General features: G+C 72.2%; 20 protein-coding genes. 17 read left to right on the plus strand and 3 right to left on the minus strand.

Annotated elements, in window-relative coordinates:
* Positions 1–102 precede the first annotated feature (102 nt).
* The 7 genes from ACZ5WE_RS00335 to cobI are packed head-to-tail and all read left to right on the plus strand — an operon-like array spanning position 103 to position 11090.
* Positions 103–1044 carry a cobalamin biosynthesis protein gene (locus tag ACZ5WE_RS00335; RefSeq protein WP_467690262.1) on the plus strand — a complete coding sequence of 314 codons (942 nt, stop codon included), beginning with the start codon at positions 103–105 and terminating at the stop codon, positions 1042–1044.
* A complete protein-coding gene (locus tag ACZ5WE_RS00340; protein WP_467690260.1) occupies positions 1041–2549 on the plus strand; it encodes a cobyric acid synthase in 1509 nt (502 codons plus the stop codon). The genes ACZ5WE_RS00335 and ACZ5WE_RS00340 overlap by 4 nt, the downstream gene beginning before the upstream one ends.
* Positions 2546–6220 (plus strand): cobaltochelatase subunit CobN, encoded by a 3675-nt coding sequence (gene cobN / locus ACZ5WE_RS00345; RefSeq protein WP_467690259.1) that lies wholly within the window; start codon positions 2546–2548, stop codon positions 6218–6220. Before ACZ5WE_RS00340 ends, cobN begins: the two co-directional genes overlap by 4 nt.
* A gap of 46 nt (positions 6221–6266) precedes the next feature.
* On the plus strand, positions 6267–8303 hold the full coding sequence (locus ACZ5WE_RS00350) for a putative cobaltochelatase (protein WP_467690257.1): 2037 nt from the start codon (positions 6267–6269) through the stop codon (positions 8301–8303).
* Positions 8303–8911: a cob(I)yrinic acid a,c-diamide adenosyltransferase gene (gene cobO / locus ACZ5WE_RS00355; protein WP_467690256.1), complete on the plus strand. Its 609-nt coding sequence runs from the start codon at positions 8303–8305 to the stop codon at positions 8909–8911. Before ACZ5WE_RS00350 ends, cobO begins: the two co-directional genes overlap by 1 nt.
* Positions 8905–10344: a cobyrinate a,c-diamide synthase gene (locus tag ACZ5WE_RS00360; protein ID WP_467690254.1), complete on the plus strand. Its 1440-nt coding sequence runs from the start codon at positions 8905–8907 to the stop codon at positions 10342–10344. Before cobO ends, ACZ5WE_RS00360 begins: the two co-directional genes overlap by 7 nt.
* Entirely contained in the window at positions 10341–11090 is a 750-nt protein-coding gene (gene cobI, locus ACZ5WE_RS00365) for a precorrin-2 C(20)-methyltransferase (protein ID WP_467690253.1), read from the plus strand. Before ACZ5WE_RS00360 ends, cobI begins: the two co-directional genes overlap by 4 nt.
* Positions 11091–11122: 32 nt before the next feature.
* Here cobI and ACZ5WE_RS00370 read toward each other — a convergent pair whose 3' ends face one another.
* Positions 11123–11854: a ZIP family metal transporter gene (locus ACZ5WE_RS00370; RefSeq protein WP_467690251.1), complete on the minus strand. Its 732-nt coding sequence runs from the start codon at positions 11852–11854 to the stop codon at positions 11123–11125.
* Between the two features lie 93 nt (positions 11855–11947).
* Here ACZ5WE_RS00370 and cobM point away from each other — a divergent pair, with 93 nt between their 5' ends.
* From cobM to cobC, 6 genes are read left to right on the plus strand one after another with little or no spacing between them, the layout of a single operon-like run.
* Positions 11948–12772, plus strand: coding sequence for a precorrin-4 C(11)-methyltransferase (gene cobM / locus ACZ5WE_RS00375; RefSeq protein ID WP_467690250.1), 825 nt, complete (start codon positions 11948–11950; stop codon positions 12770–12772).
* Positions 12769–14070: a precorrin-6y C5,15-methyltransferase (decarboxylating) subunit CbiE gene (cbiE, locus tag ACZ5WE_RS00380; RefSeq protein ID WP_467690248.1), complete on the plus strand. Its 1302-nt coding sequence runs from the start codon at positions 12769–12771 to the stop codon at positions 14068–14070. Before cobM ends, cbiE begins: the two co-directional genes overlap by 4 nt.
* A complete protein-coding gene (gene cobJ / locus ACZ5WE_RS00385; RefSeq protein WP_467690247.1) occupies positions 14067–15872 on the plus strand; it encodes a precorrin-3B C(17)-methyltransferase in 1806 nt (601 codons plus the stop codon). Before cbiE ends, cobJ begins: the two co-directional genes overlap by 4 nt.
* Positions 15869–16495, plus strand: a complete 627-nt coding sequence (locus ACZ5WE_RS00390; RefSeq protein ID WP_467690246.1) for a precorrin-8X methylmutase — start codon at positions 15869–15871, stop codon at positions 16493–16495. Before cobJ ends, ACZ5WE_RS00390 begins: the two co-directional genes overlap by 4 nt.
* A complete protein-coding gene (locus tag ACZ5WE_RS00395; RefSeq protein ID WP_467690244.1) occupies positions 16492–17436 on the plus strand; it encodes a sirohydrochlorin chelatase in 945 nt (314 codons plus the stop codon). Before ACZ5WE_RS00390 ends, ACZ5WE_RS00395 begins: the two co-directional genes overlap by 4 nt.
* Complete coding sequence (cobC, locus tag ACZ5WE_RS00400) at positions 17420–18502, plus strand: Rv2231c family pyridoxal phosphate-dependent protein CobC (protein ID WP_467690242.1); 1083 nt, start codon at positions 17420–17422, stop codon at positions 18500–18502. The genes ACZ5WE_RS00395 and cobC overlap by 17 nt, the downstream gene beginning before the upstream one ends.
* A 205-nt stretch (positions 18503–18707) precedes the next feature.
* Here cobC and ACZ5WE_RS00405 read toward each other — a convergent pair whose 3' ends face one another.
* Together ACZ5WE_RS00405 and ACZ5WE_RS00410 are read right to left on the minus strand one after the other, a co-directional pair.
* Positions 18708–19634, minus strand: a complete 927-nt coding sequence (locus ACZ5WE_RS00405) for an SCO1860 family LAETG-anchored protein (protein WP_467690241.1) — start codon at positions 19632–19634, stop codon at positions 18708–18710.
* A gap of 360 nt (positions 19635–19994) precedes the next feature.
* On the minus strand, positions 19995–21083 hold the full coding sequence (locus ACZ5WE_RS00410; protein ID WP_467690239.1) for an amidohydrolase family protein: 1089 nt from the start codon (positions 21081–21083) through the stop codon (positions 19995–19997).
* A 100-nt stretch (positions 21084–21183) separates the two neighbouring features.
* Here ACZ5WE_RS00410 and ACZ5WE_RS00415 point away from each other — a divergent pair, with 100 nt between their 5' ends.
* The 4 genes from ACZ5WE_RS00415 to ectB all read left to right on the plus strand — a co-directional run bounded on the left by ACZ5WE_RS00415 (position 21184) and on the right by ectB (position 25207).
* Entirely contained in the window at positions 21184–22287 is a 1104-nt protein-coding gene (locus tag ACZ5WE_RS00415; RefSeq protein WP_469157271.1) for a pyridoxal-phosphate-dependent aminotransferase family protein, read from the plus strand.
* A 105-nt stretch (positions 22288–22392) separates the two neighbouring features.
* Positions 22393–22917 carry a DinB family protein gene (locus ACZ5WE_RS00420; RefSeq protein ID WP_467690236.1) on the plus strand — a complete coding sequence of 175 codons (525 nt, stop codon included), beginning with the start codon at positions 22393–22395 and terminating at the stop codon, positions 22915–22917.
* Between the two features lie 332 nt (positions 22918–23249).
* A complete protein-coding gene (ectA, locus tag ACZ5WE_RS00425; RefSeq protein ID WP_467690234.1) occupies positions 23250–23843 on the plus strand; it encodes a diaminobutyrate acetyltransferase in 594 nt (197 codons plus the stop codon).
* A gap of 92 nt (positions 23844–23935) precedes the next feature.
* A complete protein-coding gene (ectB, locus tag ACZ5WE_RS00430; protein WP_367040581.1) occupies positions 23936–25207 on the plus strand; it encodes a diaminobutyrate--2-oxoglutarate transaminase in 1272 nt (423 codons plus the stop codon).
* The last annotated feature ends 12 nt before the right edge of the window (positions 25208–25219 follow it).

Genomic DNA, 25219 nt, shown 5'->3' on the forward strand with positions numbered 1-25219 from the left:
GCGGACACCCTGAGTGAGGACATATCGCCATGCGCGGCCGCCCCTTGCCGGACCAGTTCCCGAGCGCGAGCTCTCCTCTCGGCACGACGACCGGCTGAAGCCATGCGTGCCGATCGCGACTTCGCGTACGGCGCCGCCGCCGGCCTCCTCGGTGATCTGTTCCTGGGCGATCCTCGCCGCGGGCATCCGGTCGCCGCGTTCGGGCGGGCCGCGGGCGCCGTCGAGCGTGTGCTGTGGCGTGACCACCGCGGGTGGGGCGCCCTGCACGCCGTGGTGTGTGCCGGAGGCGCGTACGGCGCCGCCGTCCTGGCCTCTTCTCTTGTACGTGACTCGCGCGCCGCGTCCGTCGCGCTGACCGCCGCCACCACCTGGGCCGTGGTCGGCGGCACCTCGCTGGGGCGTGAGGCGCGGGCCGTCGGCGGGGCGCTCGCCGCCGGGGACATCGAGGTGGCGCGGGAGCGGCTGCCGCATCTGTGCGGCCGGGATCCGCAGGCGCTCGATGCCGACGGCATCGCGAGGGCCGTGGTCGAGTCCGTCGCCGAGAACACGTCCGACGCCGTGGTGGGGGCCCTGGTGTGGGGGGCCGTTGGCGGGGTCCCCGGGCTTGTCGCCTTCCGTGCCGTCAACACGCTCGACGCCATGGTCGGGCACAGGTCCGTGAAGTACCGGCGCTACGGGTGGGCTTCGGCGCGGCTCGACGACGTTCTGGGGTGGCCGGGCGCCCGGCTCACCGCGGTCCTCGCGGCCGCCGCCGGGGACGCGCCGCGTGGCGCGGTGCGGGCCTGGCGTGACGATGCCGCCAAGCATCCGAGCCCCAACGCGGGGCCCGTCGAGGCGGCCTTCGCGGGGGCGTTGGGCGTACGGCTCGGGGGGACTCTCTCGTACGCGGGGCGTGTCGAGCACCGGCCCGTCCTGAACGGGGACGGGCGGGGCGTCGAAGTCTTCGACATCGAACGGGCCGTGAAGCTGTCGCGGCGGGTCGGGCTGCTCGCCCTGGGCGTCGCCGCGGCCGTGAGCACGCTACGGAAAGGCAGGGCCTCATGAGTGGTGGACTGCTCGTCGCCGGGACCACGTCCGACGCGGGGAAGAGCGTCGTCACCGCCGGGATCTGCCGGTGGCTGGCCCGCAAAGGGGTCTCCGTGGCGCCCTTCAAGGCGCAGAACATGTCCCTCAACTCCTTTGTCACGCGCGAAGGTGCCGAGATCGGACGGGCCCAGGCCATGCAGGCGCAGGCCGCCATGGTCGAGCCGACCGCGCTGATGAACCCCGTGCTGCTCAAGCCGGGCAGCGACCGCAGCAGCCAGGTCGTCCTCATGGGCAAGCCGGTGGGCGAGATGAGTGCGCGCGGCTACCACGGGGGGCGGCAGGAAGCGTTGTTGTCGACCGTCGTGGGATGCCTTGGGGAACTTCGGGGCAGCTATGACGCCGTGATCTGCGAAGGTGCGGGCAGTCCCGCCGAGATCAATCTGCGACGTACGGACATCGTGAACATGGGGATCGCGCGGGCCGCCCGCTTCCCCGTCGTCGTGGTGGGAGACATCGACCGAGGGGGCGTCTTCGCCTCCTTCTTCGGGACCACCGCGCTGCTGAGCGCCGAGGACCAGGAGCTGGTCGCCGGGTATCTCGTCAACAAGTTCCGGGGCGACGTCTCGCTACTCGAACCCGGGCTCGACATGCTCCATGAGCTGACCGGGCGGCGCACGTTCGGAGTGCTGCCGTTCCAGCACGGCCTCGGCATCGACGAGGAGGACGGGCTGAGGGTGTCCCTGCGGGGCGCCGTGCGGGAGTCCGTCGTCGCTCCCCCGGTCGGTGAGGACGTGCTGCGGGTCGCTGTGTGCGCCGTTCCGCTCATGTCGAACTTCACCGACGTGGACGCCCTGGCCGCCGAACCCGGCGTCGTCGTGCGGTTCGTGGACCGGGCCGAGGAACTGGTCGACGCCGATCTCGTGATCGTGCCGGGGACGCGCGGCACGGTCCGCGCCCTGCAGTGGCTGCGCGAACGCGGTCTCGCCGACGCCATCGCGCGCCGCGCCGCCGAGGGGCGTCCCGTGCTCGGGATCTGCGGTGGATTCCAGGTGCTCGGCGAGCACATCGAGGACGAGGTCGAGTCACGGGCGGGAGCGGTGCGCGGGCTCGGACTGCTGCCCGTGCGCGTGCGGTTCGCGCGCGAGAAGACCCTCGCCAGACCGGTCGGTGAAGCCCTCGGTGAACCCGTCGAGGGGTACGAGATCCATCACGGCGTCGCTCAAGTCCTGGGCGGAGAGCCCTTCTTGGACGGCTGTCGGGTCGGCGAGGTGTGGGGCACGCACTGGCACGGCTCCCTGGAGTCCGACGCGTTCCGGCGCCGCTTCTTGACCGAGGTCGCCCGCGCCGCCGGGCGCCGCTTCGTGCCCGCGCCCGACACCAGCTTCGGCGCCCTGCGCGAGGAGCAGCTCGACCTGCTCGGCGACCTGATCGAAGAACACGCGGACACGGACGCGCTGCTCAGCCTGATCGAGACCGGCGCACCGTCCGGTCTCCCCTTCATCGCACCGGGGGCACCCTCATGACCGTCCTGCTTCTTTCCACCGCCGACACGGACCTCCTTGCCGCCCGTGCCTCCGGCGCCCCCTACCGCATCGGCAACCCGACCCGCGTCGACGCGCAGGCCGAGCTGCCCGCGCTGATCGAGGGCGCGGACATCGCCGTCGTACGTCTGCTCGGCGGCAAGCGGGCGTGGGAGGACGGGCTCGCGGCGCTGAAGGCCGCCGGGATCCCGACGGTGCTGCTCGGTGGCGAGGCCGTGCCGGACGCGGAGTTGATGGCCGAGTCGACCGTGCACGCGGGGTCCGTGGCGGAGGCGCTGCGGTATCTCGTCGAGGGCGGCACGGAGAATCTGCGCGAGCTCGCGCGATTCCTCAAGGAGGACGTCCTCGCGGCGGGGCACACGCGCTCCGGAGACGCTCACGAGCGGCAGAGCGCCGAACCGCGGAAGATGCCCGAGTACGGGGTGCACGGCAGCCGCGCCCACGTCGAGGGCAGACCGACCGTGGGGGTGCTCTTCTACCGGGCACACCAGCTCTCCGGGAACACCGGCTTCGTCGACACGCTGTGCGACGCGATCGAGGCGCGGGGCGCCAACGCCCTTGCTGTGTACTGCGGTTCGCTGCGCGGCGCTGACGCCGGCCTGTACGAGATCCTGGGGCGGGCGGACGCGCTTGTGGCGACCGTCCTCGCGGCGGGCGGCACCCACGCCTCCGGCGCGAGCGCGGGCGGCGACGAGGAGGCGTGGGACATCGGCGCCCTCGCCGACCTCAACATCCCTGTCCTGCAAGGACTTTGCCTGACCTCCTCGCGTGCCACGTGGGACGCGTCGGATGCCGCGCTCTCCCCCATGGACGCGGCCATGCAGGTGGCGATCCCCGAGTTCGACGGCCGTGTCATCACCGTGCCGTTCTCCTTCAAGGAGCAGGGCCCCGACGACGTACCGGTGTACGTGGCCGACCCCGAGCGCGCCGCCCGGGTCGCCGGAATCGCCCTGCGCCACGCCCAGTTGAAGCACAAGCCGAACGCCGAGAAGAAGCTCGCGCTGGTCTTCACCGCGTACCCGACGAAGCACTCGCGCGTCGGCAACGCGGTCGGCCTGGACACCCCCGCTTCGGCGATCCGCGTCCTGGACTCGCTGCGGGACGCCGGGTACGCCGTCGAGGGCCACCCGGACAACGGCGACGAGCTGATCCACCGGCTCATCAACGCCGGTGGCCATGACGTCGAGTGGCTCACCGAGGAGCAGCTGGCCGCCGCCCCCGCGCGCGTGCCGCTCGCGGACTACCGGGCGTGGTTCGACAAGCTGGACCCGGAGCTGCGCGACGGCATGCTGGAGGCGTGGGGCGAGCCGCCCGGCAATCTGTACGTGGACGGCGACGACATCGTGCTCGCCTCCCTGCAGTTCGGGAACGTCGTCGTGATGATCCAGCCGCCGCGCGGCTTCGGCGAGAACCCGATCGCGATCTACCACGACCCCGACATGCCGCCATCGCACCACTACATGGCGGCCTACCGCTGGCTGGAGCTGTCCTTCGGCGCCGACGCGATCGTGCACATGGGCAAGCACGGCACGATGGAGTGGCTGCCGGGCAAGGGCCTTGGCCTGAGCGGGAGTTGCGCCCCGGACGCGGTGCTCGGCGAGCTGCCGCTCATCTACCCGTTCATCGTGAACGACCCGGGCGAGGGCACCCAGGCCAAGCGGCGCGGGCACGCCACGGTGGTGGGCCACCTGGTGCCGCCGATGGCGCGCGCGGACACCTACGGGGACCTGGCGAAGCTGGAGCAGCTCCTCGACGAGTACGCGCTGGTCAGCGACCTTGATCCGACGAAGGCCCCTGCCGTGCGCGCGCAGATCTGGACGCTGGTGAAGGCCGCCGAGCTCCATCACGACCTGCATGTCGACGAGCAGCCCGACGACGTCGAGTTCGACGAGTTCGTCATGCACATCGACGGATATCTGTGCGAGATCAAGGATGTGCAGATCCGCGACGGTCTGCACATCCTCGGCGGCGGTCCCGAGGGCGAGGCGCGCGTCAATCTGGTGCTCGCCGTTCTGCGGGCCTCGCAGGTGTGGGGAGGTCAGGCGAACGCCCTTCCCGGTCTGCGGGCCTGCCTCGCCGAGCATTTCGGTCTCAGCGAGAAGGAGCTGCTCGCCGAGCCGGGCGCCGCGGTGAAGGTCGCGGACGGTCTGACGTCGCTGGTCGACGGGCCAGCGCGGAGCGGCGCCGACGCGCTGGACCTCCTGGAGCAGCTGTGCCGTCGGCTCGCCGAGGGCATGGAGGAGCGCGGCTGGGAGCTCTTGGCCGTGCGCGAGCTCGTGCGGGACGTGGTCGGCGTCGAACTGCCGCCCGCGGTGGCCGTGTTGGGCTTCGCGTGCGAGGAGGTCGTGCCCCGGCTGGCCAGGACCACGGACGAGATCGGGCACATTCTGCGGGCGCTCGACGGCGGTTACGTCCCCGCCGGTCCCTCCGGGTCGCCCACGCGCGGGCTCGTGAACGTGCTGCCGACCGGCCGCAACTTCTACTCCGTCGACCCCAAGGCGATTCCCTCGCGGCTCTCCTGGGAGGTCGGCCAGTCGCTCGCCGACTCGCTCATCGCGCGCTATCTGGCGGACACCGGCGACTACCCGAAGTCGGTCGGCCTGACCGTGTGGGGCACGTCGGCCATGCGCACGCAGGGCGACGACATCGCGGAGATCCTCGCGCTCCTCGGCTGCCGCCCCGTCTGGGACGACGCGTCCCGGCGCGTCACCGGGTTCGAGATCGTGCCCGCGGAGGAGCTCGGGCGGCCGCGCATCGATGTGACGGTGCGGATCTCCGGGTTCTTCCGCGACGCGTTTCCGCACGTCATCGGCCTGATCGACGACGCGGTGCGGGCCGTGGCGGAACTCGACGAAGCCCCGGAAGCCAACTACGTACGGGCGCACGCCGACGAGGACACCGCCGAGCACGCCGACCGGCGCCGGGCCACCTCCCGGATCTTCGGATCCAAGCCCGGTGCGTACGGCGCGGGCCTCCTTCCGCTGATCGACGCGCGCAACTGGCGCAGCGACGCCGACCTCGCCGAGGTGTACGCGGTGTGGGGCGGATACGCGTACGGGCGCGGCCTGGACGGGAAGGCCGCGCGCGGGGACATGGAGACCGCGTTCCGCCGGATCAACGTCGCGGCCAAGAACGTGGACACCCGGGAACACGACCTGGTCGACGCCGACGACTACTTCCAGTACCACGGCGGCATGGTCGCCATGGTGCGCCATCTGACGGGCGAGTCCCCCGAGGCGTACGTGGGCGACTCGGCCACGCCCGACCAGGTCAAGACACGGACCCTGGGCGAGGAGACCCACCGGGTCTTCCGGGCGCGCGTGGTCAATCCCCGCTGGATGGCGGCCATGCGGCGCCACGGCTACAAGGGGGCCTTCGAGATGGCCGCCACCGTGGACTACCTCTTCGGGTACGACGCGACCGCGGGCGTGGTCGACGACTGGATGTACGAGAAGCTCTCCGCCGAGTACGTCTTCGACCCCGAGAACCGGGAGTTCATGCAGAAGTCCAACCCCTGGGCGCTGCGCGGGATCTCCGAGCGGCTGCTCGAAGCGGCCGAGCGCGGTCTTTGGGCCGAGCCCGACGCGGCGACCTTGGAGCGGCTGCGGGCCACCTACCTGGAGCTTGAGGGCGAGTTGGAGGGGGACGGGTGAGGCCCGCCGTCCCCTGCCCCGCCCTGGATCACGCAATGGAGGCCTTGTGACCACTCCCTATCCCTTCACCGCTCTCGTCGGTCAGGACGACCTGCGGCTCGCCCTGCTGCTCAACGCCGTGTCGCCCGCCGTCGGCGGCGTGCTCGTCCGCGGCGAGAAGGGCACCGCCAAGTCCACCGCCGTGCGCGCCCTTTCGGCGCTGCTGCCGCAGGTGCCCGTCGTCGCCGGCTGCCGGTTCTCCTGTGACCCGGCCGCCCCCGACCCCGCCTGCCCGGACGGCCCGCACGACGTCGGCGGGGCCTCCGTGCGGGACGCCCGGATGGTCGAGCTGCCCGTCGGCGCCTCCGAGGACCGCCTCGTGGGAGCGCTCGACATCGAGCGGGCGCTCGCCGAGGGCGTCAAGGCCTTCGAGCCGGGGCTGCTCGCCGACGCCCATCGCGGCATCCTCTACGTCGACGAAGTGAACCTGCTGCACGACCACTTGGTCGACCTGCTGCTCGACGCCGCCGCCATGGGCGCCTCGTACGTCGAGCGCGAGGGCGTCTCCGTGCGGCATGCCGCGCGGTTCCTGCTCGTGGGCACCATGAACCCCGAAGAGGGTGAACTGCGCCCGCAGTTGCTCGACCGGTTCGGGCTCACCGTCGAGGTCGCCGCCTCGCGCGAGACCGATCAGCGCGTCGAGGTCGTACGGCGACGGCTCGCGTACGACGACGACGCGGAGGGGTTCGCCGCGCGGTGGCACGACGAGGAGTCCGCGGTGCGGGCCCGGATCGTCGCCGCCCGCGCGCTGCTCCCCCAAGTACGGCTGGGTGACAGGGCGTTGCGGCAGATCGCGGCCACCTGCGCGGCCTTCGAGGTCGACGGGATGCGGGCCGACATCGTGATGGCGCGCACCGCGACAGCGCTCGCCGCCTGGGCGGGGCGCGAGGACGTGCTCGCCGAGGATGTCCGGCAGGCCGCGCTCCTGGCGCTTCCGCACCGGCGTCGGCGCAACCCCTTCGACGCGCCGGGGCTCGACGAGGACAAGCTCGACGACACGCTGGAGCAGTCCTCGGACAGTGACCAGGGCGACGACGACCCGGACCCCGACGGCCCCGGCGGTGGCGGCAAGCCCCCGGAGAACGGACCCGACACGCCCGACACCCCCGGCTCGCCGGAGTCGCAGAGCGACGCGGGCCAGGACGACGCGGGCCAGGACGACGAGGCGTCGCCCGCGCAGGCTCCGGCCGCCGGCGGCGGTGAGCAGCAGCCCGTGCGGGCCGCCGAGCCGTTCCGCACCAAGATGCTGAGCGTGCCCGGCCTCGGCGAGGGCGCTGCGGGGCGGCGCTCCCGGGCGCGCACCGAGCACGGGCGGACCACCGGGGCCCGGCGGCCCCAAGGGGCGCTCACCAAGCTGCACTTGGCGGCCACCGTGCAGGCGGCTGCCCCGCATCAGCGGGCGCGCGGTCGCTCGGGGCGGGGGCTCGTCGTGCGGCGTGACGATCTGCGGCAGGCGACGCGGGAGGGGCGTGAGGGCAACCTCGTGCTCTTCGTCGTGGACGCCTCGGGGTCCATGGCGGCGCGACAGCGGATGAGTGCCGTGAAGGGGGCGGTGCTCTCGCTGCTGCTCGACGCCTACCAGCGGCGGGACAAGGTCGGCCTCGTCACCTTCCGGGGAGCCGATGCCGAGGTGGCGCTGCCGCCCACGTCCTCCGTGGACGCTGCCGCCGCGCGCCTGGAGTCGCTGCCCACGGGCGGGCGTACCCCCGTGGCGGCCGGGCTGCTCAGGGCGCACGAGGTGCTGCGGGTGGAGCGGCTGCGCGATCCCGCGCGGCGTCCGCTGGTGGTGGTCGTGACGGACGGGCGGGCCACGGGAGGCGTGGAGCCGGTGGCTCAGGCGGGGCGTGCCGCGCGGCTCTTCGGGGCCGCGGGGATCGCTTCGGTGGTCGTCGACTGCGAGTCGGGGCCCGTGCGGCTCGGGCTCGCGGGGCAGCTCGCGGGTGAGCTCGGCGGGACCGCCGTGACGCTCGACGAACTGCGGGCGGAGTCCATCGCCGGGCTCGTCAAGGACGTACAGGGAACTCGAACGAGGAGCGTGGCCTGATGCCTCAGGGGCAGCCGAGCGTGGTGCCGGACGACGGGCTCACCACGCGCCAGCGGCGCAACCGTCCGCTGGTCGTCGTGCACACCGGGATCGGCAAGGGGAAGTCCACCGCCGCTTTCGGTCTCGCGCTGCGGGCCTGGAATCAGGGGTGGCCCATCGGGGTCTTCCAGTTCGTGAAGTCGGCGAAGTGGAAGGTCGGCGAGGAGAACGCCCTGAAGGTGCTCGGGGCATCCGGCGAGGGCGGGTCCGTCGACTGGCACAAGATGGGCGAGGGCTGGTCGTGGATCCAGCGGGCGCCCGCCGACGGCGAGCAGAGCAACGAGGAGAAGGCCCGCGAGGGCTGGGAGCAGGTCAAGCGTGACCTCGCCGCGCAGACGTACCAGCTGTACGTCCTCGACGAGTTCGCCTACCCCATGCACTGGGGGTGGATCGACACGGACGAGGTGATCGAGACGCTCCGGGGGCGGCCGGGGAACCAGCATGTCGTCATCACGGGGCGCAACGCGCCCGCTGATCTGGTCGAGTTCGCCGATCTCGTCACCGACATGTCCAAGGTGAAGCATCCGATGGATGCCGGGCAGAAGGGCCAGAGGGGCATCGAGTGGTAGCTCGGCTCGTCGTCGCGGCGCCGTCTTCCGGAAGCGGGAAGACGACCGTCGCCACGGGATTGATGGCCGCGTTCTCCGCGGCCGGGCTCGCCGTGTCCCCGCACAAGGTGGGGCCCGACTACATCGACCCCGGGTATCACGCGCTGGCCACGGGGCGGCCGGGCCGCAACCTGGATGCGTACATGTGCGGGCCGGAGTTGGTCGCGCCCCTGTTCGCCCACGGGGCGCGTGGGTGTGATCTCGCCGTGGTCGAGGGCGTCATGGGTCTTTACGACGGGGCCTCCGGGCAGGGTGAACTGGCTTCCACCGCACAGGTGTCGAAGCTGCTGCGGGCGCCGGTCGTGCTTGTCGTCGACGCGTCGTCGCAGTCCCGGTCCGTGGCCGCGCTGGTGCACGGCTTCGCCTCCTGGGACCCGGAGGTGCGGATCGGGGGCGTGATCCTGAACAAGGTGGGGTCCGCGCGGCATGAGGCGTTGCTGCGGGAGGCGCTTGATGAGTGCGGGGTGCCTGTGCTGGGGGCGCTGGGGCGCGCACCGCAGGTCCAGGCACCCTCGCGGCACCTTGGGCTCGTGCCGGTCGCCGAGCGGCGGGCTGAGGCTTTGGAGTCTGTCGCGGCTCTGGCTTCGCAAGTGCGGGAGGGCTGCGATCTGGACGCGTTGCTTGCCTTGGCACGGAGCGCTCCCCCGGTGGGGGGCGACGCTTGGGATGCGGGTGCGGCTCTTGCCTGCGGCGCTTCCTTCCCCAATCCCGCCCCTTCCCGAAACTGGGGCTCCGCCCCAGACCCCGCTCCTCAAACGCCGGAGGGGCTGGATGTGCCACCGGGAGGGATGACGAACCCCGTCATCGCCATCGCCGGTGGAGCCGCCTTCTCGTTCTCCTATGCGGAGCATGCCGAGCTGCTTGCCGCCGCCGGGGCCGACGTCGTCACCTTTGATCCGTTGCACGATGAAGAACTGCCCCCCGGTACAGCGGGGTTGGTGATCGGGGGCGGGTTCCCCGAGGTGTACGCACCCGAGCTCTCCGCCAACGAGCCGCTGCGCAAGGCCGTCGCCGAGCTGGCGCTGAGCGGGGCGCCCGTCGCCGCCGAATGCGCCGGACTGCTTTATCTGACCCGGGAGTTGGACGGTAAGCCGATGTGCGGGGTGCTGGACGCGCACGCGCGCATGTCCGAGCGGCTCACGCTCGGCTACCGCGAGGCCGTGGCCGTGTCCGACAGCTCCCTCGCGGCGGTCGGGACCCGGATGCGCGGGCACGAGTTCCACCGCACCGTCGTCGAGCCGGGCGCCGGGGCGGCTCCCGCCTGGGGTCTGCACGCCCCTGAACGGCGCGTCGAAGGCTTCGTACAACAGGGTGTGCACGCGAGTTACCTGCACACGCATTGGGCCGCCGAACCCGGTATCGCCCGTCGGTTCGTAGAGAGGTGCAGAGCATGAGCAGCAAGCTGGTCGGTGTCGGGGTCGGCCCCGGAGATCCCGAGCTCGTGACCGTCAAGGGCGTGAACGCCCTGCGCGCCGCCGCTGTCGTCGTCGTACCCGTCATGGCCGCGGCCGACGGAACCGATGGCGGGGAGCGCGGCCGGGCCGAGGCGACCGTGCTGCACTACGTCCCCGAGGACAAGGTCGTACGTGTCGTGTTCGCGCTCAACGAGCGCAGTGACCGGCAGCGCCGCGAGGCCGCCTGGGACGCCGCCGGTGAGCGGGTCGCCGCGCTGCTGCGGGAGCACGGCTCGGTGGCGTTCGCGACGATCGGCGACCCCAATGTGTACTCGACGTTCACCTATCTCGCGCAGACCATCGCGGAGCTGGTGCCGGGCGTCGTGGTGGAGACCGTGCCCGGCATCACCGCCATGCAGGATCTCGCCGCGCGCAGCGGCGCCGTCCTCACCGAGGGGACCGAGCCGCTGACGCTGGTGCCGGTGACCGCGGGCGCCGCCGTCCTCAAGGACGCGCTCGCCGGGCCCGGCACGGTCGTCGCGTACAAGTTCGGGCGGCTCGCGCATGAGGTGGCCGCCGCGCTGCGCGAGACCGGGCGTGCCGACGACGCCGTGTGGGGCTCCGCGCTCGGACTGCCCGAGGAGTCCATCCAGGGCGCCGCGGGTATCGGCGATGCCCCGCTGCCCTATCTGTCCACGCTCATCGCTCCCGCGCGGCGCGAAGGCGGCCGGGGCGGAAAACTGTGATCACCGCGCACGCCTCGGCGCGTGCCGCGGCCTCACTCCGCGATGCCCACCACCAGCCAGATGAACGCCGCCCCCGCCACCGTGCACAGCAGCGTCGAGCGGGCCGGGTGCTCGTGGTGCGCCTCCGGCAGGATCTCCGCCGCGGCCAGGTAGAGCAGCGCTCCGCCGAAGAAGCCGAGATATCCACCGAGCAGTTGCTCCGGAATGGTGAACAGGAGCGTCGACGCGGCGCCCACCACCGGGGCCACCGCGTCCGCGAACAGCATCGCGATGGCCTTGCGGCGGGCGTTCCCGTACAGGCTGGTCAGCGTGTACGTGTTGAAGCCGTCCGCGAAGTCATGGGCGATGACCGCGACGGCCACCGCCGCTCCCATGCCGCCGCCCACCTGGAAGGCGGCGCCGATCGCGATGCCGTCCATGGCGCTGTGCCCGACCATCGCGCCGGCCGCCGTCAGGCCCACCTGGGGGACCCGTCCGTTCGTGTGCTCCTCCGCCCCGTGCCCGGCGTGCCGGCCCGCGAGGAGGTGCTCCACGAGGTGCGCGGCGAGGAAGCCCGCGACGAAGAGGAGCAGCGCCGCGGGGACACCGAAGACCGGGGTGCCTGCGGCTTCCAGCGCCTCCGGAAGCAGGTCGAGGCCGACCACGCCGAGCATCAGACCGCCCGCGAGCCCCAGGACGAGGTGGCGCCGGTCGGTGACCCGCTGGGCCGTCCAGCCGCCCACCAGGGTCATCACAAAGGCGCCGAGCGCCACGAACACCGCCATGCGCCCTTGCTAGCCGATTGACCCCCCGCCCCGCACATCCGGCGCGGGGCGACACCCACTGTTTTTTCTGTTTCGTACGAGAGGAACCCACCCATGGCCGACGCCGAAGCCACCACCGGCAAGGTGACCTTTGTCGGGGCAGGGCCCGGCGCCGCCGACCTGCTCACCTTCCGCGCCGCACGAGCCATCGCCGACGCCGATGTCGTCATCTGGGCGGCCAGCCTCGTACAGCCGGAAGTTCTCGAACACGCGCGTGAGGGCGCAGAGATCCTCGACTCGGCGACGATGTCCCTCGAAGAGGTGGTCGCCGTGTACGAGCGGGCCGCCACCGAGGGCCTGAAGGTCGCCCGGATCCACTCCGGCGACCCCGCCCTGTGGGGCGGCACCCAGGAGCAGGTCGACCGGTGCGCCGACATCGGCGTGGCGACCGAGATCGTGCCCGGCGTCTCGTCGTTCTCGGCGGTCGCCGCGATCGCGCAGCGCGAGCTGACGATCCCCGAGGTCGCGCAGTCCGTGATCCTCACCCGGCTCGGCGGCGGCAAGACGCCGATGCCGCCCGGCGAGGAAGTGCGGGAGTTCGCGCGGCACGGCACGACGATGGCGCTGTTCCTCTCGACGGCGCGCAGCGGCCAGTTGGTGCGGGAGCTCCTGGAAGGGGGCTACCCGACGACCACACCCGTCGTCATCGCGTACCAGGTGACGTGGCCCGAGGAGCTCGTCCTGCACTGCACCATCGAGACCCTCGAAGAGACGGTCAAGGAGCACAAGCTCTGGAAGCACACCCTCTTCCTGGTCGGCCCCGCCCTCGCCGCGCACGGCACCCGCTCGCACCTGTACCACCCGGGCCACTTCCACGGCTACCGCAAGGCGGACCCGCGGGCACGGGCCGCGCTACGGGCCGAGAAGGCCACTTCATGATCACGGTCTTCGGTACGGGGACGGGGGCGCCGCTCGACGCGGCGGCCCTCGACGCCGTGCGCGCCGCGGGTCTCGTGGTGGGAGCACGGCGGCACATCGACGCCGCCCAGCTGCCGCCGGGGACGGCCCGCGTGGTGATGGGGCCGCTCGCCCCCGCGCTCGACGCCGTCGAGGAGCAGCTGGCGAAGGCGGACGCGGACGGCGCGACCGAGGGCGGCGGTGTGGTCGTGCTCGCCTCCGGGGACCCTGGGTTCTTCGGGATCGTGCGGGCGCTCGCCGAGCGTTTCGGGCCCGCCGCGCTGGACATCCGGCCCGGCGTCTCGTCCGTCGCCACCGCCTTCGCGCGGGTCGGGCTTCCGTGGGACGACGCGGTGGTGGTGAGCGCGCACGGCCGCGATCCGCGCACCGCCGTGAACGTCTGCGGCGCGCACCCCAAGGTGGCCGTCCTGACCGGCCCCGGCAGCGGCCCCGCCGAGCTCGGCGGCGAGCTGATGCGCCGCGTCGACACCCGCGTTCTCGTCGTCGCGTCCGCCCTGGGCGACCCGGAGCACGAGCGCGTCGAGCGGGTCACGCCTGCCGAGGCCGCGGGCCGCGACTGGGGCACCGGGGTGAGCGTCGTCCTGTGCCTGGACGAGGAACGGGCCCTGGCGCCCGTGCGCACTGTCGCCGGGCCACGCCCCTCCCCCGGCCGCTGGGCCCTGGACGAGGACGAGTTCACGCACCGCGACTCGATGATCACCAAGTTCGAGGTGCGGGCGCTCGCCCTGGCCCGGCTCGGGCCGCGCGTCGGCGACCTCGTGTGGGACATCGGCGCGGGTTCGGGATCGGTCGCCGTGGAGTGCGCGCGGTTCGGGGCGGCCGTCGTCGCCGTGGAGAAGACCGCCGACGGCGTCGAGCGCGTGCGTGCCAACGCCGCCGCGCACGGTGTCGACGTACGCGCCGTGCACGGGGCCGCGCCCACTGTCCTCTCCGACCTCTCGGACCCGGACGCCGTGTTCATCGGCGGCGGCGGCCGTGAGCTGCCCGCCATAGTGACCGCGTGCGCGCGGCGCGCACGGCGGACCGTCGTGGTCGCCATGGCCGCGATCGACCGGGTGCCCGCGGTCCGGGCCGCGCTGAGCGGTGCCGGGTACGACTGCGACGGCGTACTGCTGCAGTCGTCGCGGCTCGCGCCGCTGCCCGGTGAGGTCTCGCGGCTCGCCGCGGCCAATCCGGTCTTTCTGGTGTGGGGCACCCGCCCCTCATCGGTGGGGGGCACCCGCCCCCCATCTTCCTTGCCTGAAGGAGTAGTTCAGTGATCGGCCTGATCTCCGCCACGGCGGCGGGCGGCGCGGCACGCGACCGCGTCGCCGCAGCGTGGTCCTCGCGGACGCGGGTGTACGAGGGTCCCGTGCGGGAGGCCCTGGAGCGGGCCTTCGCGGAGTGCGAGCAGGTGGTGTGCTTCCTGGCCACCGGCGCGGTGGTGCGCCTTGCCGCGCCGCTCCTGCGGGGCAAGGACGTCGACCCGGGGGTCGTGTGCGTCGATGAGGCCGGGCGTTTCGCGGTCGCCCTGCTCGGCGGCCACGAGGGGGGCGCCAATGCCCTGGCCCAGGAGGTGGGAGAGCTTCTGGGGGCCACGCCTGTCGTGACGACGGCGACCGACTCCGTGGACGTCCCTGGGCTCGACACGCTCGGCATTCCGGCGGAGGGGGATGTCGCCGGGGTCACCCGCGCGATCCTGGACGGCGAACCGGTCGCCCTGCACGCGGAGTTGGCCCACCCGCTGCCCGCACTGCCACCCAACGTCACGCCCGGTCAGGGACGGTCGGCCGTGTGGGTGACGGACCGGCTGCTCGAACTCGGCCCGGGTGAGGCCGTGTTGCGTCCCGGCTCGCTCACCGTGGGCGTGGGCGCGAGCAGGGGCGCACCCGCCGAGGAAGTCATCGGGCTCATCCGGGACACCCTCCGGGAAGCGGGGCTCTCCCCCGCCTCCGTCGCCGCGCTCGCGACCGTCGACGCGAAGGCCGAGGAGCCCGGCATCGTCGAGGCGGCTGCGCGGCTCGGGGTGCCGGTGGTGACGTACGCGGCCGACGAGCTGGCCGGTGTCGACGTACCGAACCCCTCCGACGCGCCGCTCGCCGCCGTCGGTACGCCCTCCGTGGCGGAGGCCGCCGCACTGCGCGGTGGCGGTGAACTCCTGGTACCCAAGCGGAAGTCGGCGCCCGATGGCCGCGCGCCCATGGCGACCTGCGCGGTGGTGCGCCGTGCGCCCCGCGGCCGGCTCGCCGTGGTCGGGCTCGGACCCGGCGCGCGTGATCTGCTGACGCCGCGCGCCCGCGACGAGCTGCGCCGGGCCTCGGTCCTCGTCGGCCTCGACCAGTACGTGGACCAGATCCGTGACCTGCTGCGGCCCGGCACGAAGGTCATCGAGTCCGGTCTGGGCGCCGAGGAGGAGCGCGCCCGTACCGCTGTCGCCGAGGCCCAGAAGGGGCAGGCGGTCGCGCTGATCGGATCCGGTGACGCGGGCGTGTACGCGATGGCGTCGCCCGCGCTCGCCGAGGCGAGCGACGACATCGACGTCATCGGTGTGCCCGGCGTGACGGCCGCGCTGGCCGCCGCGGCGATCCTCGGCGCACCGCTCGGCCACGACCACGTGTCCATCAGCCTGTCCGACCTGCACACGCCGTGGGAGGTCATCGAACGCCGGGTGCGCGCGGCGGCCGAGGCGGACATCATCGTCACCTTCTACAACCCCCGCAGCCGGGGCCGCGACTGGCAGCTGCCGAAGGCCCTGTCGATCCTCGCCGAGCACCGGGAGCCCACGACCCCCGTGGGTGTGGTGCGCAATGCCTCGCGCCCGGACGAGTCGGCGCGTCTGAGCACGATCGGCGAACTCGACCCGGCAGTCGTCGACATGATGACGGTCGTGACCGTCGGCAACACCGCGACCCGCGAGATCGCGGGCCGCATGGTGACGCCGCGCGGCTACCGCTGGCAGCACGCGGACCCTGCGGTTCCTTCGGAGGCCCCCGCGGCCCCTTCCGAGGTCTCCGCGGCCCCTTCCGAGGTCTCCGCGGCCCCTTCCGAGGCCCCCGCGGCCCCTTCGGAGGTGTCCAAGTGACCCGTGTCGTCCACCCCATCGAGCAGGAGTCGTTCCGGCGACTGCGGGCCCGCCTGGACACCTCGCACTTCGCGCCGCTGACCCGCGCGGTCGTGGAGCGCGTCATCCACTCCGCCGCGGACCTGGAGTACGCGACGGATCTCGTCACCGACGAGGACGCGCTGGTGACCGCACACGCGGCGCTGCACGCGGGCGCCCCCGTCGTCACCGACGTGGAGATGGTCGCCGCGGGCATCACCAAGCGCGAGACGGTCTGCCGCCTCAAGGACGCCAAGTCGTCGCCCGATCTGACGCGTTCGGCCCACGCGATCCGTCTCGCGTACGAGGAAGTGGGCCCCGGCGCCCTCTGGGTGATCGGCTGCGCGCCCACCGCCCTGGAGGAACTGCTCGTCCTCGACGCGGCTCCCGCCCTGGTGATCGGCCTGCCGGTCGGTTTCGTGGGGGCGGCGGAGTCCAAGGCGGCACTGCGCGAGAGCGGTCTTCCCGCCGTCAGCAACGTGTCGGAGAAGGGCGGTTCGGCGGTGGCTGCGGCGGCGCTGAACGCGCTGCTCTACCACCCCGCCCCGGGCCGGCCGTCGCATCGTACGAATGAAACAACCGAAGCAATCAAGGAGTCCCAGTGACCACCCCGCCCGCACTGCTCATCGCCGGACACGGCACCCGTGACGACGCCGGGGCGGCAGCCTTCCGGGACTTCGTACAGGAGCTCGCCCGGCGCAACCCCGAACTCCCGGTCGCCGGCGGCTTCATCGAGCTGTCGCCGCCGCCGCTGGGTGACGCGGTCACCGATCTCGTGGACCGGGGTGTCAAACGCTTCGCGGCGGTCCCGCTGATGCTGGTGTCGGCCGGGCACGCCAAGGGCGACATCCCCGCGGCGCTCACCCGCGAGAAGGAGCGCCACCCCGGCATCTCGTACACCTACGGCCGCCCGCTCGGCCCGCACCCCTCGCTCCTGAAGGTCCTCGACCGCCGCCTGGACGAGGCGCTCGGCGGCTCGGTCCGCACGCCCGAGGACCGCGCGGACGTCACGGTGCTGCTCGTGGGCCGCGGTTCGACCGACCCGGACGCCAACGCGGAGGTGCACAAGGCGGCGCGGCTGCTGTGGGAGGGGCGCGGTTACGCGGGCGTGGAGACGGCGTTCGTGTCGCTCGCGGCGCCGGATGTGCCCTCGGGCCTCGACCGCTGCGTACGCCTGGGCGCCAAGCGGATCGTGGTCCTGCCCTACTTCCTGTTCACCGGCATCCTGCCGGACCGAGTCCGCCAGCAGACGGACGGCTGGGCGGCCGCGCACCCCGACACCGAGGTGCGCTCGGCGAACGTGATCGGCCCCGAGGAGGAGCTGCTCGACCTCGTCATGGAACGCTACCGGGAGGCGGTCAAGGGCGATCTGCGGATGAACTGCGACTCCTGCGTCTACCGCATCGCGCTCCCCGGCTTCGAGGACAAGGTGGGGCTCCCGCAGCAGCCGCACTTCCACCCGGACGACGACGGGGACCACGCGCACGGTCATGGGCACGGTCATGGGCACGGCCACCACCACGGGTCCCATGCGCACTCGCACTGAGACCGGGACCGGGACCGGGTACGACGGTGAACCGGACCTGCGGCATCACGGGGATGCCGAGGTCCGGGGCGCCGCCGACCTCACCGACCTCGCGGTGAACGTCCGCGCGGACACCCCGCCCGCCTGGCTGAAGCGGCACATCGCCGCCTCGCTCGACGGCCTCGCCGCCTATCCGGACGGCCGGGTGGCGCGGGCGGCGGTGGCGGAGCGGCACGGGGTGTCGCCGGGCCGGGTGCTGCTCACGTCGGGCGCGGCGGAGGCGTTCGTGCTCCTCGCCCGCGCCCTGAGAGCGCGTCAGCCTGTCGTCGTGCACCCGCAGTTCACCGAGCCGGAGGCGGCGCTGCGGGATGCGGGGCACTCGGTGGGGCGGGTGCTGCTCCGGGAGGAGGACGGCTTCCGTCTCGCGGGGGCGAAGGTCCCCGAGGACGCCGACCTGGTCGTGATCGGCAACCCGACGAACCCGACGTCGGTTCTCCACCCCGCTTCCTCGATCACCGAACTGGCCCGCCCTGGACGGGTGTTGGTGGTCGACGAGGCGTTCATGGACGCGGTGCCGGGGGAACGGGAGGCGCTGGCGGGCCGCACGGACGTGCCCGGCCTCGTCGTCCTGCGAAGCCTCACCAAGACGTGGGGCCTTGCGGGTTTGCGGATCGGTTACGTCCTCGCCGACCCGGAGACGATCGCCGCCTTGTCGCGGGCCCAGCCCTTGTGGCCGGTTTCCTCACCCGCCCTCGCGGCGGCGGAGGCGTGTGTGGCCCCTGCGGCGCTTGCCGAGGCCTCGGCGGCGGCGGTGCGGGTGGCTCATGACCGGGCCTATCTCCTCCGCGGCCTGCGGGAGTTCGCCCCCCTCGGGGTGCGGGCCGTCGAGCCCGCGGAGGGTCCCTTCGTCCTGCTCCGGGCTCCGGGGGCAGCGGCCCTCCGCGAGCAGTTGCGGGAGCGGGGGTTCGCGTTGCGGCGGGGGGACACGTTTCCGGGGCTGGGGGTGGAGTGGTTGCGGGTCGCTGTCCGCGACCCGGGGACCACCGATCAATTGCTGGGGGCGGCGCGGGGGGCGTTCGGGGGGTAATTTCCCCAACCCCGCCCCTTCCCGAGAACTCGCTCTGGCGCGAGAGCCTTGGTTGCCGTCATCACCGGCTCCGCCGAGTTCGTCCTCAAACGCCGGACGGGCTGAGATTCCCACCGGCCCGGGAGACGCAGCCGGGAAGGGGTGCCCGCGCGCGGAGCGCGCTGATGGGTGCAGCGGGGAAAGCCCCGCAGGGAACGCCCGAACCTCAGCCCCTACGCCCCCGGCGAGTCATCGCCACCGCTGCCCCACCCCCAGCAAGCAGCAGAGCCCCGCCCCCCACCAGGTACGGAGTGGCCGAGTTACCCCCAGTCTCAGCGAGGTTGGCGGCCGGCTTCGCCGCCACCGGCTTCTCCTCCGCGCCCCCCTGCGGCTTCACCGGCGGAGCCGAAGGCTCGGGCTTCGCGGCCGCCGCAGGCGCCTCGCACGACGCACCCGCCAGCGTCACCGTCCCCTCCACCTCCGCGACATTCAGCTTCAGCGGGTTCACGGACACCTTCAGCTCCAGTGCGGTCGCCGCCGCCGTACGCGACGTCGTGTGCGTCCTGGACAGGTCGAGCCGCACCTCACCGACCCCCGGCACCGTCACCTGGGTCGTTCCCCCCGCCGAGAGCGTGACCTTCTTGCCGAGCACCGTGACGCCGCCCAGCAGATTCGCCTCGGCGACGGGCCGCTTGCCCGCCGCGCAGACCGCCTTGGACGTCACCTGCTCGACCTCGATCAGGGACAGCAGCGGCAGGCCCGGCACGTGCACCTTCGCCCGCGCGATGTTGCTGTACCCCTCCGCCTTCCCGTTCTCGACGGTCGCCTTCGCGGTGGCGACGTCCGCCCGCAGCACACTGAACGGCTGCCCGCCGTTGATTCCGTCCAACTCGGCGGTGAGCGCGGTCTTCCCCGCGCTGGCCGGCGCCTGGACTTCGTTGAGGGAAACCTTGAGCGGGACGTTCAGGGTCTTGTTGAGCAGGGACACGTCGAGCCCGGTGCGCAGCACGACGGCGTTCGCGCGGCCCTTGTCGCCGCCCGTCGCCGATGCGGTTCCCGCGGTGGCGAGCGCCACGGGAGCCGCGACGAGAACCGTGGCGGTGGCGATCACGCCGAGACGGCGTGCGGGCATGCGGAAGGTGTTGCTGTTCAAGGTGGTGGAACCCCCACAAGAGTTACGGAGCCGCCGGCAGCCTCGCGCTTCGCTGGATGGGGACATCGCATGAGCACGACACCGGCAACATCGACAGGGGGAATCTTTACGCACTGAGAGTGAATAGCCAGCGACGAAGCGTGAGTTCACTCCAAAGGGAGGTTTCCGCCCCTGCTTTCGAATCTTCCGGCACGGACGTTCCCCCCAGCCACCCGAGCAACTCCCTGTCTCGAACACACCGGTTGACGCCGACGCGATGGCCGAATGACGTTCAACGAACCGAAGGCGTCGCGAGTAACGCTCCGTCAATGGGGGCCACTTGGGCCGCAGATCGGTGGGCAGCCCGCGGGGAGAGGCGGACTACCCCACCACCCTCCCGTTCAGCACCACCCTCCGCGGCGCCGCGAGGACCCCCACGTCCTCCCTCGGATCCGCCCCGTACACCACCAGGTCCGCCGGCGCTCCCTCCGCCAGGCCAGGGCGCCCCAGCCAGGACCTCGCCCCCCACGTCGTCGCCGACAACGCGTCCACCGCCGGGATTCCGGCGAGCCTCAGCTCGGCCACCTCCGCGGCGACGAGGCCGTGGGCCAGCGAGCCTCCCGCGTCCGTGCCCGCGAACACCGGCACCCCGGCGTCGTACGCCGCCCGCACCGTGTCGTAGCGGCGCTCGTGCAACCGCCGCATGTGCCGTGACCACTTGGGGAATTTCGACTCGCCGCCGTCGGCCAGCTGTGGGAACGTCGCGATGTTCACCAGGGTCGGGACGATCGCGACGCCCCGCTCGGCGAAGAGCGGGATGGTCTCCTCGGTCAGTCCGGTGGCGTGCTCGACGCAGTCGATGCCCGCCTCCACCAGGTCCCGCAGGGAGTCCTCCGCGAAGCAGTGCGCCGTGACCCGCGCGCCCAGGCGGTGCGCCTCGGCGATCGCCGCCTCCACCTCGGCCCGAGGCCAGCACGCCGTCAGGTCTCCGGCGTCGCGGTCGATCCAGTCGCCGACCAGCTTGACCCAGCCGTCGCCGCGCCGCGCCTCCCGGGCGACGTACGCGACGAGGTCGGCAGGCTCGATCTCGTGGGCGTAGTTGCGGATGTAGCGGCGCGTGCGCGCGATGTGGCGGCCCGCGCGGATGATCTTCGGGAGGTCCTCGCGGTCGTCGATCCAGCGGGTGTCCGACGGTGAGCCCGCGTCGCGGATGAGGAGCGCGCCGATCTCGCGGTCGGTCAGCGCCTGCTTCTCGGCCGTGGCCGCGTCCACCGGTCCGTGCGCGTCCAGGCCCACGTGGCAGTGCGCGTCCACCAGACCGGGGAGCGTCCATCCGTCGACCGTGACGTCCGGTGCCGCGGACGGGCGGTCGAACGTCACCCTGCCCCCGACCACCCACAATTCGTCCCGGACCTCGTCCGGGCCGACGAGCACCCGCCCCTTCACGTGCAGCACCGTGTGATCGCTCATGTACAGCAGCTTAGGAGCCTGTCGGTACGCTCGGTCCGGCAGCCCGAACGAACTCGTGAACGAAGTGAGCAGCGAAGTGAGCAGCACCGTGACGACACACGTGACGACGCATCCATTCCTTGACCTGGCCCCCCTCAGCGCCCAGCACTTCGCCTCCATCGAGGAGCGCGTCGCCGGGCTGCTCTCCACCTCGCAGGACGTCGTGATCATGCAGGGCGAGGCGCTGCTTCCCCTGGAGGGCTGTATCCGGGGTGCGGCGCAGCCCGGCACGACCGCGCTGAACGTCATCACCGGTCCTTACGGGCAGACCTTCGGCAACTGGCTGCGGGACTGCGGGGCGACCGTCGTCGACCTCGCCGTTCCCTTCCACACCGCAGTGACCGCGGAGCAGGTCCGCGAGGCCCTCGCCGCGCACCCCGAGATCGACTTCGTCTCCCTCGTCCACGCCGAGGCCGCGACCGGCAACACCAATCCCGTCGCCGAGATCGGCGAGGTCGTGCGCGAGCACGGCGCGCTCTTCATGCTCGACGCCGTCGCCTCGGTGGCCGCCGAGCCGCTGCTTCCCGACGCGTGGGGCGTGGACCTGTGCGTGATCGGCGCGCAGAAGGCGATGGGCGGTCCCGCGGGCGTCTCGGCCGTCTCCGTGAGCGAACGGGCCTGGGCACGCCTCGCCGCCAATCCGCAGGCGCCGCGCCGCTCCTACCTCTCCCTCCTGGACTGGAAGGAGCGGTGGATCGACGGCGGGCGCAAGGCCTTGCTGCACGCCCCGGCCCAGCTGGAGATGCTCGCGCTCGAAGCATGCGTGGAGCGCATCGAGGCGGAGGGGCTCGACGCCCTGATGGCGCGGCACGCCACCGCCGCCGAGGCTACGCGTGCGGGCGCGATCGCCCTGGGCGGTGGCCTCGCGCCGTACGTGCATGAGGCGCGGGACGCCGCTCCGGTCGCCACGACGCTGCGTACCCCGGACGGAGTCGACGCCTCGGAGCTCGTCGCCAGGGCGCTCGCGGCGGACCCCGTGCTTCCGCTGGTCGCCGGTGGCGGCGCCCTCGCCAAGGAGATGATCCGGGTGAACCACTACGGCCCGGACGCGACCCGCGGCGTCGTCCACGCCTCGCTCGCCGCACTGGGCGCCGCGATGGGCGAAACCGGCCTCACGGTCGACCTGGAATCGGCTCGGCGCGCGGTAACGGCAGCCTGGCGGTAGGCGCCGTAGGGGCACGCCTCCACCACCCGTCGCCCACCGCCCATCACCCATCGCTCACAGCGAACAGCGGTCGTCCGGAGCGGCCGGCGTGGCAGCGTGACGGCCATGCCCACACTCCCGGACGGCCGCCCTGTTCCCGACCCGACCGCCGCGGAGCCCGCGATGCTGGCGGACTGGCTCGATTTCCATCGCGGGACCCTCGCCGTCAAGTGCTCCGGGCTCGATGACGCACAGACCCGTGCCGCTTCGGTCCCGTCCTCGTCGTTGACCCTGCTCGGTCTCGTGCAGCATCTGGCCGAGGTGGAGCGGAACTGGTTCCAGCGCGTCCTCGCCGGGCGGGACGTGCCGCCGGTGTACGAGGGTCCGGTAGGGGGTTTCACCCTGGACCCGGAGCGGACGTGCGAGCAGGCCCTGGCCGTGTGGCGCCGTGAGGTGGCGGTGAGCCGGGAGATCTGCGCGGGGCGCCCGCTGGACGCGGTCGGGCGGCTGAGCGAGCAGGAGGCGGCCGTGACGGGCAGCGCCGAGGTCAGCCTGCGCTGGATCCTGGTCCACCTCATCGAGGAGTACGCGCGGCACAACGGTCACGCCGATCTTCTCAGGGAGGGGATCGACGGAGCGACAGGGCCGTAAATACTCTACGTAAATTCACGGACGAATTCTCACCGCTTCTTTATCCACTTTATGAGCACAGCTTCCCGTATTCTTCTGCCCGCTTTCCGGAGACCTAAACACTAAGGTTTCGACAGCACCAAGTCTCACAATTCGGACATGCTTCGAGGGAGTTACGGTTCTGTGACGTACTCCACAGCGCGCCCGATATGCTCTGTATGACCCCATCAAATCAGGCCATACCGCCGGGGACTCCTGCGGGCGCGCACCCCCGCCTGATAACACATACGGCGCTCCGACGTAACCCCTCACGGCGATGCAATTAAAGAAATTGCTCGGTAAATTCAATCCGCATGACCGCTGCACAAGCCGATCTACCGACCGACCTGCACGCGAATTCCCTGGAATTGCCCGAGGGGTTGCGACTCGACACCCCCGACGTTGCCGACGGCGCCGCGATCTGGCGCATCGCCCGCGACTCGAAGGTGTTGGACCTCAACTCCTCGTACAGCTACCTGCTGTGGTGTCGCGACTTCGCGGCGACCTCCATGGTGGCCAGGGACTCGAACGGTGAGCCCGCCGGGTTCATCACCGGCTACATCCGGCCCGAGCGGCCGCGCACCCTGGTGGTCTGGCAGGTGGCCGTCGACCAGGCGCACCGAGGCCGCGGCCTTGCCGGTGCGCTGCTCGAAGGGCTGACCGCCAAGGTCGCCGCCGACCGGGAGCTGGTCTCGGTCGAGACGACCATCACGCCGGACAACACCGCCTCCCAGCGGCTGTTCACTTCGTTCGCACAGCGCCACGGAGCGTCCGTCGAGCGCACGGTGCTCTTCGACGCGGGTCTTTTCCCCGACGAGGGGCACCTGCCCGAGGTCCTGTTCCTCATCGAGCCGATCGCACAGACCGGGAAAGTCGCGCGGACCGAACCGGTCGAACCACTCGGCTGAGTTCCCGCCCTTCCCCCACGCGCTTCACGCACTTCACGTACCACCCGTCACCCCCCACCTCCCACGTCTTTCCATCTCCCAGGAGATCTGCTGTGACCATCACCCAGCCCGACCTGAGCGTCTTCGAGACCCTGGAGTCGGAGGTGCGCAGCTACTGCCGCGGTTGGCCCACTGTCTTCGACCGTGCGCAGGGCAGCCGCATGTTCGACGAGGACGGCCACTCGTACCTCGACTTCTTCGCCGGGGCCGGCTCGCTCAACTACGGCCACAACAACCCGGTCCTCAAACGCGCCCTGATCGACTACCTGGAGCGCGACAGCGTCGTCCACGGACTCGACATGTCGACGACCGCCAAGCGCGCGTTCCTGGAGTCGTTCCAGAACATCATCCTGCGCCCGCGTGACCTGCCGTACAAGGTCATGTTCCCGGGCCCGACGGGCACCAACGCCGTCGAGTCCGCGCTGAAGCTGGCCCGCAAGGTCAAGGGCCGCGAGTCGATCGTGTCGTTCACGAACGCCTTCCACGGCATGTCGCTCGGTTCGCTCGCGGTGACCGGCAACGCCTTCAAGCGCGCCGGCGCCGGCATCCCGCTGGTGCACGGCACACCGATGCCCTTCGACCGCTACCTCGAGGGCACGACCCCCGACTTCGTCTGGTTCGAGCGTTTGCTCGAGGACCAGGGCTCCGGCCTCAACCAGCCCGCCGCCGTGATCGTCGAGACGGTGCAGGGCGAGGGCGGCATCAACGTCGCCCGCGCCGAGTGGCTCCGCAAGCTCGCCGACGTGTGCGAGCGCTGGGACATGCTGCTCATCGTCGACGACATCCAGATGGGCTGCGGCCGCACCGGCGCGTTCTTCTCCTTCGAGGAGGCGGGCATCACGCCGGACATCGTGACGGTGTCCAAGTCCATCAGCGGCTACGGCATGCCGATGGCGCTGACCCTGTTCAAGCCCGAGCTGGACATCTGGGAGCCGGGCGAGCACAACGGCACCTTCCGCGGCAACAACCCCGCGTTCGTCACGGCCGCCGCCGCCCTGGAGACCTACTGGTCCGACGGCCCGGCCATGGAGAAGCAGACCCGCGCCCGCGGTGAGCAGGTCGAGGAGGCCTTCGCCGCGATCGTCGACGAGAACCCCGGCGCCATCAAGGAGTACCGCGGCCGCGGTCTCGTCTGGGGCATGGAGTTCATCGACAAGGCACGCGCGGGCGCCATCGCCAAGCGCGCCTTCGAGCTCGGTCTGCTCATCGAGACCTCAGGCCCCGAGAGCGAGGTCGTCAAGCTCCTTCCGGCGCTGACCATCACCGCCGACGAGCTGGACGAAGGACTTCGCACGCTGGCCCGCGCGGTGCGCGAGACCGCCTGAGCGGTGCGCCGG

This window comes from Streptomyces sp. NPDC033180 (assembly GCF_055577645.1).

Bases quoted from the DNA above. Each gene is read 5' to 3' on its own strand.
- ACZ5WE_RS00335 (WP_467690262.1), top strand. From the start codon at position 103: ATGCGTGCCGATCGCGACTTCGCGTACGGCGCCGCCGCCGGCCTCCTC.
- ACZ5WE_RS00340 (WP_467690260.1), top strand. From the start codon at position 1,041: ATGAGTGGTGGACTGCTCGTCGCCGGGACCACGTCCGACGCGGGGAAG.
- cobN (WP_467690259.1), top strand. From the start codon at position 2,546: ATGACCGTCCTGCTTCTTTCCACCGCCGACACGGACCTCCTTGCCGCC.
- cobO (WP_467690256.1), top strand. From the start codon at position 8,303: ATGCCTCAGGGGCAGCCGAGCGTGGTGCCGGACGACGGGCTCACCACG.
- cobI (WP_467690253.1), top strand. From the start codon at position 10,341: ATGAGCAGCAAGCTGGTCGGTGTCGGGGTCGGCCCCGGAGATCCCGAG.
- ACZ5WE_RS00370 (WP_467690251.1), bottom strand. From the start codon at position 11,854: ATGGCGGTGTTCGTGGCGCTCGGCGCCTTTGTGATGACCCTGGTGGGC.
- cobM (WP_467690250.1), top strand. From the start codon at position 11,948: ATGGCCGACGCCGAAGCCACCACCGGCAAGGTGACCTTTGTCGGGGCA.
- cbiE (WP_467690248.1), top strand. From the start codon at position 12,769: ATGATCACGGTCTTCGGTACGGGGACGGGGGCGCCGCTCGACGCGGCG.
- cobC (WP_467690242.1), top strand. From the start codon at position 17,420: ATGCGCACTCGCACTGAGACCGGGACCGGGACCGGGTACGACGGTGAA.
- ACZ5WE_RS00410 (WP_467690239.1), bottom strand. From the start codon at position 21,083: ATGAGCGATCACACGGTGCTGCACGTGAAGGGGCGGGTGCTCGTCGGC.
- ACZ5WE_RS00420 (WP_467690236.1), top strand. From the start codon at position 22,393: ATGCCCACACTCCCGGACGGCCGCCCTGTTCCCGACCCGACCGCCGCG.
- ectA (WP_467690234.1), top strand. From the start codon at position 23,250: ATGACCGCTGCACAAGCCGATCTACCGACCGACCTGCACGCGAATTCC.